This is a genomic window from Candidatus Nitrospira salsa (assembly GCF_965152625.1).
The window spans coordinates 60,071-72,810 of the sequence record NZ_CBCUCO010000003.1 but is presented as its reverse complement, the minus strand read 5'-3'; the positions used below and the strand labels follow the sequence as shown (position 1 = coordinate 72,810).

The window sequence follows — 12,740 nt, the reverse complement described above, 5'->3', positions numbered from 1 at the left end:
GCAAGAAATGGAATGGGATGAAGACAACTGACTTTCTGGTGATTGGTGGGGGAGTTATCGGGTTAAGTATTGCTCGAGAGTTAAAGCGACGGTTCCATGATTCCTCAGTGAGCGTCTTAGAAAAAGAAGATACATCTGATCGACATGCGAGTGGACGAAATAGCGGAGTCCTTCATGCTGGTTTTTATTATACTCCCGACAGTTTGAAAGCGCAGTTGACAAAAACTGGAAATGCCTTGATGACACAGTATTGTGAGTCAAAGCGCTTACCGATTTATCGCTGTGGAAAGTTAGTTGTGGCCAAAGATCGACAGGATCATGCTTCGATGGATGTTCTGCTCGCCCGGGGGCAAGGGAACGCTATTGCGCTCGAAGACATTACAGAGCAGCAGGCGAAAGAAATCGAACCTCGAGTGAAGACCTGTGAGCGGGCGCTGTTTTCTCCAACAACTTCTACCGTGGACCCTGTAAAAGTTCTGCAATCGATTGTTGATGACGCGCAGTGTGAGGGGGTCGCGATTCACTATCATACGAGATATGAGGAAAGAAAAGGGGGAGTGATTCAGACTTCATCGGGAGCGTTTGAAGCCGGGTATATTGTGAATGCCGCTGGTTTGTACGCCGATGTGATTGCCAGAGAATTTGGTTTTTCTGACCGGTATCAGATCCTTCCATTCAAAGGGTTGTATCTGTATTCCAATGAACCAGTCGGATCGTTTCGTACCAATATTTATCCAGTCCCAGACTTGAACAACCCTTTTTTAGGCGTGCATGTGACAGTAAATGTTGAAGGACAGGCAAAAATTGGCCCAACGGCCATCCCAGCATTTTGGAGGGAACAGTATCAGGGGTTTGACAACTTGAATCTTATGGAGTTGGTTGATTTACTCAGACGGCAAGCGGGCCTATTGCTTTCTTCGAATTTTGATTTTTCCCGTCTTGCCTTTCAAGAACTTCGGAAGTATTCTCGTTCCCATTTGATTCGTTTGGCCTCGACCTTAGCTCACGATATTGTAGTTGAGGATTATACGAGATGGGGAAGACCAGGTATTCGAGCGCAATTGATTGATGTCAAGCGAGGAAAGTTAGAGATGGACTTTGTCATTGAAGGGGACGATAGGTCCATGCATGTGTTGAATGCCGTATCACCTGGTTTTACTTGTGCCATGCCATTTTCGAGCTATGTCTGCGAGAAAATTGTTCAGGCACTTGCATGACAGACGACCTGAAAGATTTGTCCTGTTTATGGAATAATACTGAAAACGGTGCGCGTTGTCCTTTTTGAAGGTTGCGAGGCGGCGGTCACAAAAATAGCCTTTGATTCGGATTTGTGCCTTCGTTGAGTCAATCAGCGATTTAACGCGGCGTTGTTTTGAGCATGACGGTGTGGTGGTTGTACAGATTCTGAACTAGCCTTGACTCCATTAGCTTCCTGGATCAGATCGGACAGTAAGTGATGCCAGTGTTTTGTACTGGCCATGGCTTTCGTGAACATAATGCCTTCTTCCTTCGTCTCCATATCCAAAAAATCAATCATATGGATTGAACTTTCTTGTCCAAGCAACGCGATGCCGAGTTCAATTTTTTGGTTTTGTGTGTTTCCTGTTGAGGTCGACGGCATTGATTCAGCTTTAGTTCTCAGCTGACCTTGGAGATCATTAGCCATAGCGGCATATTCCTGAGGGTGCGTTCGCAGAGTTGTGTGAATGATCTCGCCATTTTTTAGAATAAACGAGGCTGCGAGTTCAGTGAAATGAACAAAGTGTGGAGGCCGTGTTGCGGATTGGATGACGCAAACTGTTTGAGTGGATTCATTGATGGCGATTCCTGTTCCACTGGCATGATCTAAGTACATTTGAGTGGGCGTGAAATGTGAATCCGCAAATGTCGACGAAGTCGGATCTGGAGCCGTAACTGAAGAATTTTTGCTTAAGTGCAGGATACTAAATCCTATGCCGAGTAAGACCACAAGGATAATGAAGATGATGACGAGTTCAATCATTGGAGATGTGAGGATGACGTCAAACCAATACCGACAGTAGCGGGTGTTGTATTATCGCATGGTGAAGAAAACACGAAGAACGGACTTTTCCCTTGAGTAACAGAACGTTTCGTGTTTATGTCTATGAGGGATTTAGGCAAAAGGAAACCCTCCACTGCATTGGCGTGTTTCGTCACAAGCTCTGAAGCTGTTATGAAAAAAAGAAAACGGAAATACTGTAGATCTCTTAACGTCTCAAGAATAATTTCGGCCGAAATACACACGAACTTAATTAAAAGTTCGAAATCAAAAAAAATCATAAAATTAAGAGTTTAGCGGAGATTTTATGGTCTTCCATTAAGGTGTTTTTGATGCCAAGATGTGGGTTGTGGAGAGTAATCAGAAACGTTCCGCTCTGTATGATGGAAGCAAGAACAATGATGAGCGTTGTTCGTTGAAGTTCCTGGGAGTGATTTGATAAGCTACGGCTCCTTTCTCCTGAAAATCCTTATTACATTGACTCCCGAACGAACATAAAGGTAGGCATCATGGCTAACGTGAATAAGGTTTTGATTAGTGTATCTGACAAAACTGGCGTGGTGAACGTCGCCAAAGGATTGGTTGCGCTCGGTGCAGAAATTCTCTCGACTGGAGGGACGGCTCAAGCATTGCGAGATGAAGGTGTCACCGTGACGGATGTTTCGGCTTACACCGGCTCACCGGAGATTCTTGGCGGGCGCGTGAAAACGCTTCATCCGAAAATTCATGGTGGTTTGCTGGGACGACGGAAGTTGGATATTCACGTCAAACAAATGAACGAGCATGGCATTGAACCCATTGATGTGGTGATTGTGAATTTGTATCCATTTGAAGCCACCATTGCGAAGCCTGGGTGCAGTTTTGAAGAAGCGATTGAGAATATCGATATTGGTGGTCCATCCATGTTGAGGTCGGCAGCGAAAAACCACGAAGATGTTTTGGTGATCGTTGATCCTGATGATTATGCTCGTGTGCTCGATGCCTTACAGTCTGGAACCGTCTCGTTAGATCTTCGGCGAGAGCTCGCGAGGAAAGTGTACAGCCATACTTCCCGCTATGATGGTCTCATCGCCGCTTACTTTGAACAACAGGCGAGCGAAACTTCCGATCTGAAATTTCCCTCTCAACTTTCTCTGCAGTATAAGAAAGTTCAAAATCTACGGTATGGAGAGAACCCACACCAACAGGGCGCTTTTTATCAAGAAGTGAATGCGCAGGAACCGTCAATTTCCAGAGCCCAGCAACTTCACGGAAAGGCCATGTCGTATAACAATTATTTAGATGCGAATTCGGCGCTGGAATTAGTCAAAGAGTTTGATGACACGGCTGTGGTGATTGTCAAACATAATAATCCCTGTGGGGTCGCGTTGGGGACGACCGCGGTGGATGCCTATGTTCGAGCAAGGGCCACAGACCCGACTTCAGCGTTTGGTGGCGTCATCGCATGTAATCGTCAAGTTGACCTTGAGACAGCAAAAGAGGTGACCTCGACGTTTGTTGAAGTCCTTGTGGCTCCGGGGTTTAGCGAAGAAGCCCTGACCGAATTACGCCGGAAGAAGGATCTTCGGCTCTTAGAAGTCGGCTCTCTTGATGTCGATCAGCGGGAGGGATTTGATTTAAAGAAACTCGTTGGCGGGCTGCTGGTTCAAGACCGAGATCTTGGCACGCTCAAAGATCTCGGCGAGTTGAGTATTCCGACCAAACGACAACCAACAACCGAAGAGTTTGAAGCCTGCGATTTTGCCTGGAAGGTTTGCAAGCACGTCAAATCGAATGCCATTGTTCTTGTGTCGAATAACCAAACGGTGGGAATTGGTGCAGGACAGATGAGTCGGATTGATTCGGTGAAACTCTCTGAAATGAAGGCGGTGTTGCCGGTCAAAGGCACGGTGATGGCGTCTGATGCCTTTTTCCCATTTAGAGATGGCCTTGATGCAGCTGCCGAGGTTGGCGTGACGGCTGTGATTCAGCCCGGTGGTTCGATACGTGATGAGGAAGTCATTAAAGCTGCTGATGAGCATCAGTTGGCCATGATTTTCACTGGCATGCGCCACTTTAGACATTAAAATACAACTGAGACACACACGGAGTTTCTTGAGGTATTGTCCTCAATCATACCGACAGTACCCCTGCTGTCTAACGAATTTCGGTACTCATTATGCGGTCTGTATTGGTTTTAATCTGTGAGTTCGAATGTATTGGTGAAACGTTGTAGCGTATCTATTTAATTTCCAGTTTATGAGGAAAGGTTGTCTAGGCGACGATCGTAGTATGCCTGACAGAGAGCTGAATAGGCATTGAACGTTGAACCCGGCCTTCCACCCCTGAGGCGTTGATTAGAGGTACCCAAGGCAGCGTAATATCCGCCTCAACATCGGAAGTTATTTGAAGCGGCTACAAGCTAACGATCTTCCAACTGTAGACAATTGCAATATGAGAATTCTTGTCATCGGAAATGGCGGACGTGAGCACACTCTCGTATGGAAATTATCACAGTCTCCACGCGTCTCAGCTTTGTATTGTGCGCCAGGTAACGCGGGTATTCGTCAGTTGGCGACATGCGTCCCACTCAAAGTCGATGACCTTGCTGGGTTAAAAAACTTTGCACAAGAGAAAGAGATCGATCTCACGGTTGTGGGGCCTGAACTGCCCTTGTCGCTCGGTATTGCTGATGAATTCCGTAAGGCAAAACTTCGGATATTTGGGCCGACGCGGAATGCCGCCTGTATTGAATCAAGTAAGTCTTTTGCCAAAGACTTGCTGCTTCGCTGCCATGTTCCAACTCCACAATCTAAGACCTTTGATCAGCTTGACCAAGCACGAGCGTACATTGATAGCCATGCTGTTCCCCTTGTGGTCAAGGCCGATGGATTAGCTCAAGGCAAGGGAGTCATCATTGCTCAGACAAAAGAAGAAGCTCATGAAGCCGTGACCAAGATGCTCGAACACGGTCAATTTGGCGAGGCTGGTATGCGGGTGATGATTGAAGAGTTTCTCGATGGCGAGGAACTGACGTTGATGGCGTTTGCTGATGGAAGGACAGTGATTCCCATGATTGCGGCCCAGGATCATAAACGGGTCGGTGAAGGCGATACCGGCCCGAATACCGGAGGAATGGGAGCCTATGCACCGGCGCCAATTGCTACGGACTCCCTTCGCCAGCGAATTGTTCGGGATATTCTCAATCCTGTGGTTGAAGGACTTTCGCGTGTGGGCAGTCCTTACTATGGGGTACTTTATGCCGGTCTGATGATTCATCAGGGAGAACCCTATGTCTTGGAGTTTAATGCACGTTTTGGCGATCCAGAAACTCAGGTCGTGTTGCCATTGCTGAAGACAGATTTGGTCGATGTCCTTGAAGCCGTGGTCGAACACCGTTTAGACCAAATAGCCATTCAATGGCATGATGACGCGGCCGTTTGCGTGGTTCTTGCGTCCTATGGATATCCAGGGTCGTATCAATCAGGGTTGCCCATTTCTGGCTTGTCGACTCTTGATCATGCAAAGGACTTGGTTGTCTTTCATGCCGGGACTGAAACTCAAGGGAATGATGTCGTCACAAGTGGTGGACGGGTTTTGGGGATTACGGCTATTGGTCATGATCTGAGATCTGCCAGAAATCGTGTGTATGAGGCCGTGGATTTGGTCACATTTGATGGCCAGCATCATAGACGCGATATTGCCCATCGTGCCGTTCCACTGACCTAACGTCTTAAAGGTCCATACGTGGCGTCCCTTCTTCATATTCCTCGTGAACTGACTTCAGATATCCTCAAGACCGCATCTCAGTGTATTGTTGCCGATGGTGTCTTAGCGGTAGCGACAGAAAGTGTGTATGCTTTGGCAGCCGGCGTCAAGCATCCTCGGGCCATTGACCGAATTTCAGCGATGAAGGGGGATCGGGAGAGTAAGCCAATTTTGTTACTCGTGAGTTCAAAAGCTCAAGCGCTTCAGGTTGTTTCGGCGCTCTCGCCCATTGCAGAGTTTTTAATCGATCGATTTTGGCCAGGCCCGTTGACGCTCATTCTTCCTGCTGTTCCAAATCTTCCATTCTTACTCACGGCTGGGACAAATACGATTGGCGTTCGACAACCTGATCAGCCTCGACTCCTGCAGCTCCTTGAGGCCGTTGGCCCATTAACGGGAACGAGTGCCAATCGTTCAGGGTTGGTTCCAGCAACAACCTCAGAGGAGATTATGCGAGAGTTCGGCGAAGAAGTCGACATGATCTTGGATAGTGGACCTTCTCCAGGCGGCCCCCCTTCTACGCTTCTCAATGTGGTCGATGATATTCGTGTGTTACGGCATGGTCCTATCACGACTGCACACCTCGAAGAGGCTCTGAAACTTCTTGGTCAACGATTTCGGGGTTTTTCTTCCCGAAGCTGATTTGTGACTTCTGAAATAGAAAGAAGTGGTGTATTGAGTAATTGTCTTGCCGTATCGATCGTAAACGCCAGATCTTTGGGACGAATCATTCCAGAAGTCTCGATGGTGGAAGTTTGAATATTTGATGTTGCGCCGCGTCCCAAAAGCGTAAGAATCGCAAGGCCAAAGTCCCATCGGTTCATGGTCTCTGGGCCAGCCAAGTGAAGGATTCCCTGAAAGTCCATGTTAGTCAATTCAAGGAGAGCTTCAGCAAGTGTGTGCACCCAAATTGGTGATCGTCGTTCATCAGTAAAAAGACGGACGGGTTCTCCTGTGTCCATGCCACGGACCAGCCAACGAGTTTGATGATCAAGGGGATCGATGCCATACATGAGGGATGAACGAATGATGATCGCGGCCGGACAATGAAGACTGACAATCTGTTCAGCTTCGGTTTTGGCTTTACCGTATGGGTGTAGAGGATTCGGGATGTCTGTTTCCTGGTAGGGCGCGAGTGTACCGTCAAAGACCAGATCCGTTGAGAGGTGTAGGAACTTAATCGATTGTTGGTGTGCGATGGTCGAAAGATGATGAGCTGCCGGAAAAATCGCATCAATTTCCTTCGAACTCTTGTTCGAACAGGCGGTATGAATGATGACGTCAGGTTTGACTGATATAATGAGTTTGTGGACTTGATCTTTTTCAGTCAAGTCGCATTGATGGAAGATCGCTGGCGATGATGTTGGTGGAGGTGTTTGAAAGAACGTGGCGTGGGTATGCCATGATTTCGCCAGTTTGATGAGGTGATATCCTAAATATCCAGTTCCTCCGGTGATAAGTAGTGTGGGTGGCATGTTATGGCTCCGATCATTCCAGGTCAATAACAACGGGTGGTCAGTCAACGGACCATCATCATTCATACTCTGCGTTGAACCCGATGGGTTGATGGTTGTTTGCTTGTGTGGACCTGCCGCTCTTTCGTACAATTTTTATAGAACCTCTTTTATTGAAGGTTGGTGCAAATACAATATAAGGAATGCCCATGATTGATTTACGAAGTGATACCGTAACGAAACCATCACCGGAGATGCGTGAGGCGATGGCCCATGCTGATGTTGGTGATGATGTGTACGGAGAAGATCCGACCGTCAATCGACTCGAACAAATGGCTGCGGAACTTCTCGGAAAAGATGCTGGTCTGTTCGTACCATCCGGGGTCATGGGGAATCAACTCTCCATTCGATTGCATACGCGACCAGGAGATGAAGTTATCGTGGAAAGTTCGTCGCACATCATTCGATACGAGGGAGGATCCGCGTCTTCGTTGTCCGGTGTGCAACTGACATGTATATCTGGAATGCGGGGAATTTTGGCAGCCGAAGACGTGAAGGCCGTTATTCGACAACCTGATATTCATACTCCTCCCACAACGTTGTTGTGTTTAGAGCAAACACATAATTGCGGTGGAGGAACGGTGTATCCTTTGTCGACGATTCACGAATTAACAGACGTGGCACGATCGAACGGATTGGCTTTGCATTTGGATGGGGCACGGCTTTTTAATGCAGTGGCGGCAACCGGAATTTCGGCTGCGGATTACGCGAGCCCGTTTGATACAGTTTCCTTTTGTCTTTCAAAAGCCTTGGGGGCTCCGGTTGGATCACTCATTGTGTCAGATGATACACGAATTGCCAAACTTCGAAGATTGCGGAAAATGTTTGGTGGCGGGATGCGTCAGGCTGGTATTTTAGCGGCCGCGGGGATCTATGCGTTAGAACATCATGTGGCGCGGTTAACTGAAGATCATCAACATGCCAAACGCTTGTCGCACCTATTATCCAAAATCCACGGCGTTCAGTGTTCCCCAGACGACGTTGAAACAAATATGGTTCTGTTTCAGGTTGACGGAAAACTTGGGACAACGGATGAATTACTTTCTCATTGTCGGGAGGCTGGGGTGTTATTAAATTCCGTGGGTGATCGGTCATTTCGGGTGGTGACGCATTTGGATGTGTCCGCGGAGGATATTGAAAGTGCGGGGCGCATGTTTGCCAAAGCGTTTTCCTCAACCTAACTGAGCAACGTTGACAGTCTGCCAGGACCATTCCTACAATTTACTCGTCCACATATCTATCCTGATGTAAGGAGTCTGAACACGTGAATAAGATGCAAGCTGTGTCGTTTCAACAAATCACGAAAATTTTAGAATTAACAGATGAATTGAATCTCTCTAGAGAGTGGGTGGAGATACCGCTTTCACCAGAAAGTCCGGGGTCGATTAAAAAACTACCCAATGGAAAGCTTGAGGTCGTGGTGGATGCTGATATCCCATTTGACGAATGGTTTCCTACCATCCAGGAAAAGATTCAGGCTGTAATGCAGGAATAAGAAACAGGGACGAGTGCAGTTAAAGGGAATCGGTGAATTGACAGAATTGTTGATCAGCTGGTCGAGAAACTTCCGATGTGAAAGAAAGATGTTATGGATGGCGGTTCGTGATCGAGATTGGCCGGGGTATACAAGTTGGTATTGTTGCCAAAAGTGTGGTCGCCTCTGGACCTTTCAGGGAAGTGATGTCGTGGCTCTTGATCTGAGCTGCGCGTTAGGCCCAGCTCAGGTGAGTGAAGGAGTTGCCTGTCGAACTTGCACCATATGTGACGGGACTTGTCACGCGCCAGCTGCAGAAATTTAGAATCTCTCCCGCCTGTATCCGTTTTACTCCCATATTCGTACCACGTCTGACGTCATGAACGAATGTCCTCTTTACGTAGAAACGAGTGTTGGTTAGGGATGACGGGAGAGGCAAATGTATGTATAGGTGCGACCAGCAGAAGCGTTAGCCAAAAGACGCGACGTGTTTTCTCCTCACTCTGAGGCGACAGCTACGGCCTTTCCTTTCATGTCAGATTCGCCTTCCTTGCCTTTACTTTTCTCAACTGACCATTCCTTTGGGGTAATCGTGAGTAGATGGCCTTTCAGTGTATGAAATTCCCCCTGTGGAATTTCTATGTGTCCCCCGTCTTTGAGATGCAAGTCAAGAACGGTCTTTCCTGACTCTTTTATTCTAAGGAGAAATCGCTTTTCGCTTTTCACAAGATCATAGGTTCCTTGCTCATTGATGACCATCGAACTACGTTCTACCTTGGCATGAAGCTTTCCGACTGAGTCGAAAATAGCAAAGTTAACGCCGAGTGGGCCCTCTGGTTTTCGTAAAAGGAGTTCAATTTGCGGGAGCCCTTCAATTTCTATGATTCCATCTGAATTTCGATACCAATGTGGTCCTACTTTGACATCCATACGTTCATTTTTCCTTTCTCTGTGAAGATCATAATGTGCAAAAATCGAATTCAATGAGGATACAAGCGGGTTTATCGAATTATACTCCTTAATCGAACTACAGGCTCAAATAAAAGATCCCCGCCGCAAGCAACGGGGTATTCAGAGGAAGAGCTATTCTCTTTGAGACACCACGGTTTCTCAAGCTCTTCCCTTTGTTTGGTACCCCGTAGCAAGCAACGGGGAATAGCTAGATTCAATTCTATTTTTTTTTGATACGGTTCAATATGAGGGCAATGCAACCCCCAAGAAGCCCTCCTCCCACAATGGGTGGGACCAACTCCACTAATTTAGCATCCCATATAGGTTCTTGAGCGACCATCAAATCTCGCATTCCCCCTTGGATCATAATCACGGCTAAGGCCATCATGGCTCCAACCATGAACCACCATCGAAAGATTTTAAAAGACTGCATGTTAGGAACCTATCCAAGATTCGACTCATCTACTGCGGTTGCACAGAATTTGGCCAGATTTTTCGATCCTTTTGTTAAATAGTCCCCACTATACGCCTCAAACGATCGCAAAATCTGACTCACTAGACCACCTGTGATCCGCACATTCAGACTATCTTCGTAACCTCGCACCCAATGTCTAGTCTCAGTGACCGTCGACCCCCATCAATCGTGGTCTAGACATTCACCTAAAACCTCGTGACGATCGCTAATCTCGGACAGGCTCCTAGTTGGTCTACACGGTTATGGGACGATCAAATGTCCGATATTGAATTGCTTCCGCGACATGTGGGGGAGCAATGATCTCGGATTCGGCTAAGTCGGCAATGGTTCGTGCGACTCGGAGAATACGGCCAAAGGCCCTCGCTGACAGCCCAAGCTGGGAAACAGCACGTTCTAACAGGTTCTGCCCTGCCGGATCAATCTCACAGTATTGTTGTAGGTGGCGTGGTTTGAGTTGTGCATTGTTGAATAACCGGTCTTTTTGATATCGGGACGTTTGACGTTCCCGGGCAGCTGTCACACGTTGCCGAATAACTGCAGATGTCTCGCCTACCACAGCTTTGGATAAATCACTAACCGGAACAGCCGGAACATCCAGTTGAATATCCAATCGGTCGCGTAATGGCCCAGAAAGGCGGGAGCGATAGCGACGAATTTGACGGGGCGTGCAGAGACACTCATGGCTGCGATCGCCAAGATATCCACAAGGGCAGGGGTTCATAGCGGCGATGAGCATCATGCGTGCTGGATAGGTTAGTGTGGCGTTCACACGGGTTAAGGTCACGGTTCCATTTTCTAATGGTTGCCGAAGTCCATCAAGCACCGATCGTTTAAATTCTAGCACTTCATCCAAAAATAACACACCGTGATGAGCCAATGAGACTTCACCTGGTCTGGGAATCGTCCCTCCACCGATCAGTCCGGCATCTGAAATATTATGATGTGGGGATCGAAACGGTCGTGTCGTGATGAGTGGAGAATTGGAGCCCAGTGTCCCTGCGATGCTATGGACTTGACTGGCTTCGAGGCGTTCCTGCATCTGCATGGGAGCAAGAATGCCGGGCAATCGTTGAGCTAGCATCGTTTTCCCTGACCCCGGCGGCCCAACCATTAAGATATTGTGGCCACCGGCCGCGGCAACCTCAAGTGCGCGTTTCGCGTGCAGTTGTCCTTTCACATCGGCAAAATCTTCGTCCAATATGGTTTCGGGCCACATGGGCTGGCGTGTGTGGTGTTGCGTCGGAGTTAGCACAATGGAGCTATTCAAAAATTCGACAACTTCCGGTAGGGTGTGAACGCCATAGACCGTGGCATCTTCAATGACGGCAGCTTCTTCGGCATTGGCAACGGGAAGAAGCAACGGATGAATGTTGCGGCACACCATTCCGATTGAGAGTGCCCCCGTCACAGGTTTAATCCGTCCATCGAGTGAAAGTTCACCGACAAAGACAAACCGTTCAACCACGTCTGGCGAAAGTATGCCTTCCGCCACCAGCATGGCGATGGCAATAGCAAGTTCAAGTCCGGCACCTTCTTTTTTGATGCCAGCAGGAGCCAAGTTGACGGTGATCTTTTTTGGCGGAAACTTAAATCCGGTGTTCTTGAGGGCGGCTCGAACGCGATCACGACTTTCGCGCACGGTAGCGTCCGGCAGTCCCACAATCGAAAATTGAGGTAACCCACCGCCGATATCAACTTCGACCTCGATTAAGTGCGCTTCTAATCCCCACAGGCCAGCGCTCAATACTTTAGCTAGCACAAACTTCTCCTTACATCTTGACCACCTCATTGTGGTCTCTCACGTGAGAGTATAGGAATGCTTTTTAATTTTTTTCAATGAAAAGAATGTTTGGTACGTAGTTCTTCCATCGTCCATTAGAGGGGGTATTGATAAATAGACTGACCGGTTGTTGTAAAAACGTCTGGTACTCACTAATAAGTAGTGTTGCCTCCTATAAAATCTACAAAATTTTCTACTATGAGATTGGGGTGTGATACTCCCTGTAGGTATGAGTCATTGCTTTGTACCAGTGACGCAAAAGCTCGACCATTGGACGTTTGTTGGTAGTGATGATGTTATCAAATTCGATACGTATCGTATCAAAATGGATAATTAGGTGATCTAAAAGGGGCTCAGTTCTCAGTTGTGGATTCTGACTTTAGGAGCAGAGCCCTATGGGGGGAAGTTTAGTAGACGACTTCTTATGGTAGAAAAATGTCTGAAAAGGGAACAATTGTTAGCGCGAGATTTTGATTGTTAGGCTTAGGATTATTTTAAATAGCTTGATTGCGTTTTCATTCAAAACTTTTCTTGGAGCGCTCGACTTTATTTCCTGTGAAATGGTCACAGCTAGTGCAATGTACGCAAAAGGGCGTCAGCTCGTTATGCCAATCTGAATGAATTCGGTCTTCTGGAACTTCATTGTCTGGCCAGTCGTCTGGATAGCCTTCCCTCGTCATCTTCTGTCTGCAGGATGGATTCTTACACTCGATGACACTGAAGACTCGTCCATGCATCTCATCCATTATTCAACTCCTTGATGAAGCTGTTCCTGTGTC

11 protein-coding genes are annotated in these 12,740 nt (G+C 47.5%); 6 read left to right on the top strand and 5 right to left on the bottom strand.

Annotated features, from left to right (window positions below; translation table 11 throughout):
* Positions 1-17 precede the first annotated feature (17 nt).
* Positions 18-1,217, top strand: coding sequence for an L-2-hydroxyglutarate oxidase (gene lhgO, locus ACWQXP_RS11825; RefSeq protein ID WP_454063079.1), 1,200 nt, complete (start codon positions 18-20; stop codon positions 1,215-1,217).
* Positions 1,218-1,348: 131 nt separating this feature from the next.
* Here lhgO and ACWQXP_RS11820 read toward each other — a convergent pair whose 3' ends face one another.
* Entirely contained in the window at positions 1,349-2,002 is a 654-nt protein-coding gene (locus ACWQXP_RS11820; RefSeq protein WP_454063078.1) for a hypothetical protein, read from the bottom strand.
* Between the two features lie 527 nt (positions 2,003-2,529).
* Here ACWQXP_RS11820 and purH point away from each other — a divergent pair.
* The 3 genes from purH (at position 2,530) to ACWQXP_RS11805 (ending at position 6,409) form a co-directional block, all read left to right on the top strand.
* Positions 2,530-4,086 (top strand): bifunctional phosphoribosylaminoimidazolecarboxamide formyltransferase/IMP cyclohydrolase, encoded by a 1,557-nt coding sequence (purH, locus tag ACWQXP_RS11815; RefSeq protein WP_454063077.1) that lies wholly within the window; start codon positions 2,530-2,532, stop codon positions 4,084-4,086.
* Between the two features lie 367 nt (positions 4,087-4,453).
* Positions 4,454-5,728, top strand: coding sequence for a phosphoribosylamine--glycine ligase (gene purD, locus ACWQXP_RS11810; protein ID WP_454063076.1), 1,275 nt, complete (start codon positions 4,454-4,456; stop codon positions 5,726-5,728).
* 18 nt (positions 5,729-5,746) lie between these two features.
* Entirely contained in the window at positions 5,747-6,409 is a 663-nt protein-coding gene (locus tag ACWQXP_RS11805; RefSeq protein WP_454063075.1) for an L-threonylcarbamoyladenylate synthase, read from the top strand.
* On the opposite strand, the gene ACWQXP_RS11800 is transcribed toward ACWQXP_RS11805, so the two are convergent.
* Entirely contained in the window at positions 6,376-7,242 is an 867-nt protein-coding gene (locus ACWQXP_RS11800) for an SDR family oxidoreductase (protein WP_454063074.1), read from the bottom strand. The two genes, ACWQXP_RS11805 and ACWQXP_RS11800, sit on opposite strands and share 34 nt — an antisense overlap.
* 188 nt (positions 7,243-7,430) lie before the next feature.
* Between ACWQXP_RS11800 and ltaE the strand changes: the two genes are divergently transcribed.
* Both ltaE and ACWQXP_RS11790 read left to right on the top strand, forming a co-directional pair.
* Positions 7,431-8,462: a low-specificity L-threonine aldolase gene (gene ltaE, locus ACWQXP_RS11795; protein ID WP_454063073.1), complete on the top strand. Its 1,032-nt coding sequence runs from the start codon at positions 7,431-7,433 to the stop codon at positions 8,460-8,462.
* 83 nt (positions 8,463-8,545) lie between these two features.
* Positions 8,546-8,776, top strand: a complete 231-nt coding sequence (locus ACWQXP_RS11790; protein WP_454063072.1) for a hypothetical protein — start codon at positions 8,546-8,548, stop codon at positions 8,774-8,776.
* 477 nt (positions 8,777-9,253) lie between these two features.
* Here ACWQXP_RS11790 and ACWQXP_RS11785 read toward each other — a convergent pair whose 3' ends face one another.
* From ACWQXP_RS11785 to ACWQXP_RS11775, 3 genes are all read right to left on the bottom strand, one after another.
* A complete protein-coding gene (locus tag ACWQXP_RS11785) occupies positions 9,254-9,685 on the bottom strand; it encodes a hypothetical protein (protein WP_454063071.1) in 432 nt (143 codons plus the stop codon).
* 241 nt (positions 9,686-9,926) lie between these two features.
* Positions 9,927-10,139 carry a hypothetical protein gene (locus ACWQXP_RS11780; protein WP_454063070.1) on the bottom strand — a complete coding sequence of 71 codons (213 nt, stop codon included), beginning with the start codon at positions 10,137-10,139 and terminating at the stop codon, positions 9,927-9,929.
* Positions 10,140-10,413: 274 nt separating this feature from the next.
* Positions 10,414-11,940, bottom strand: coding sequence for a YifB family Mg chelatase-like AAA ATPase (locus tag ACWQXP_RS11775; RefSeq protein ID WP_454063069.1), 1,527 nt, complete (start codon positions 11,938-11,940; stop codon positions 10,414-10,416).
* Positions 11,941-12,740 lie beyond the last annotated feature (800 nt).

Coding starts and splice junctions, on each gene's coding strand:
- lhgO (WP_454063079.1), top strand. CDS start 18: ATGAAGACAACTGACTTTCTGGTGATTGGTGGGGGAGTTATCGGGTTA.
- ACWQXP_RS11820 (WP_454063078.1), bottom strand. CDS start 2,002: ATGATTGAACTCGTCATCATCTTCATTATCCTTGTGGTCTTACTCGGC.
- purH (WP_454063077.1), top strand. CDS start 2,530: ATGGCTAACGTGAATAAGGTTTTGATTAGTGTATCTGACAAAACTGGC.
- purD (WP_454063076.1), top strand. CDS start 4,454: ATGAGAATTCTTGTCATCGGAAATGGCGGACGTGAGCACACTCTCGTA.
- ACWQXP_RS11800 (WP_454063074.1), bottom strand. CDS start 7,242: ATGCCACCCACACTACTTATCACCGGAGGAACTGGATATTTAGGATAT.
- ltaE (WP_454063073.1), top strand. CDS start 7,431: ATGATTGATTTACGAAGTGATACCGTAACGAAACCATCACCGGAGATG.
- ACWQXP_RS11785 (WP_454063071.1), bottom strand. CDS start 9,685: ATGGATGTCAAAGTAGGACCACATTGGTATCGAAATTCAGATGGAATC.
- ACWQXP_RS11780 (WP_454063070.1), bottom strand. CDS start 10,139: ATGCAGTCTTTTAAAATCTTTCGATGGTGGTTCATGGTTGGAGCCATG.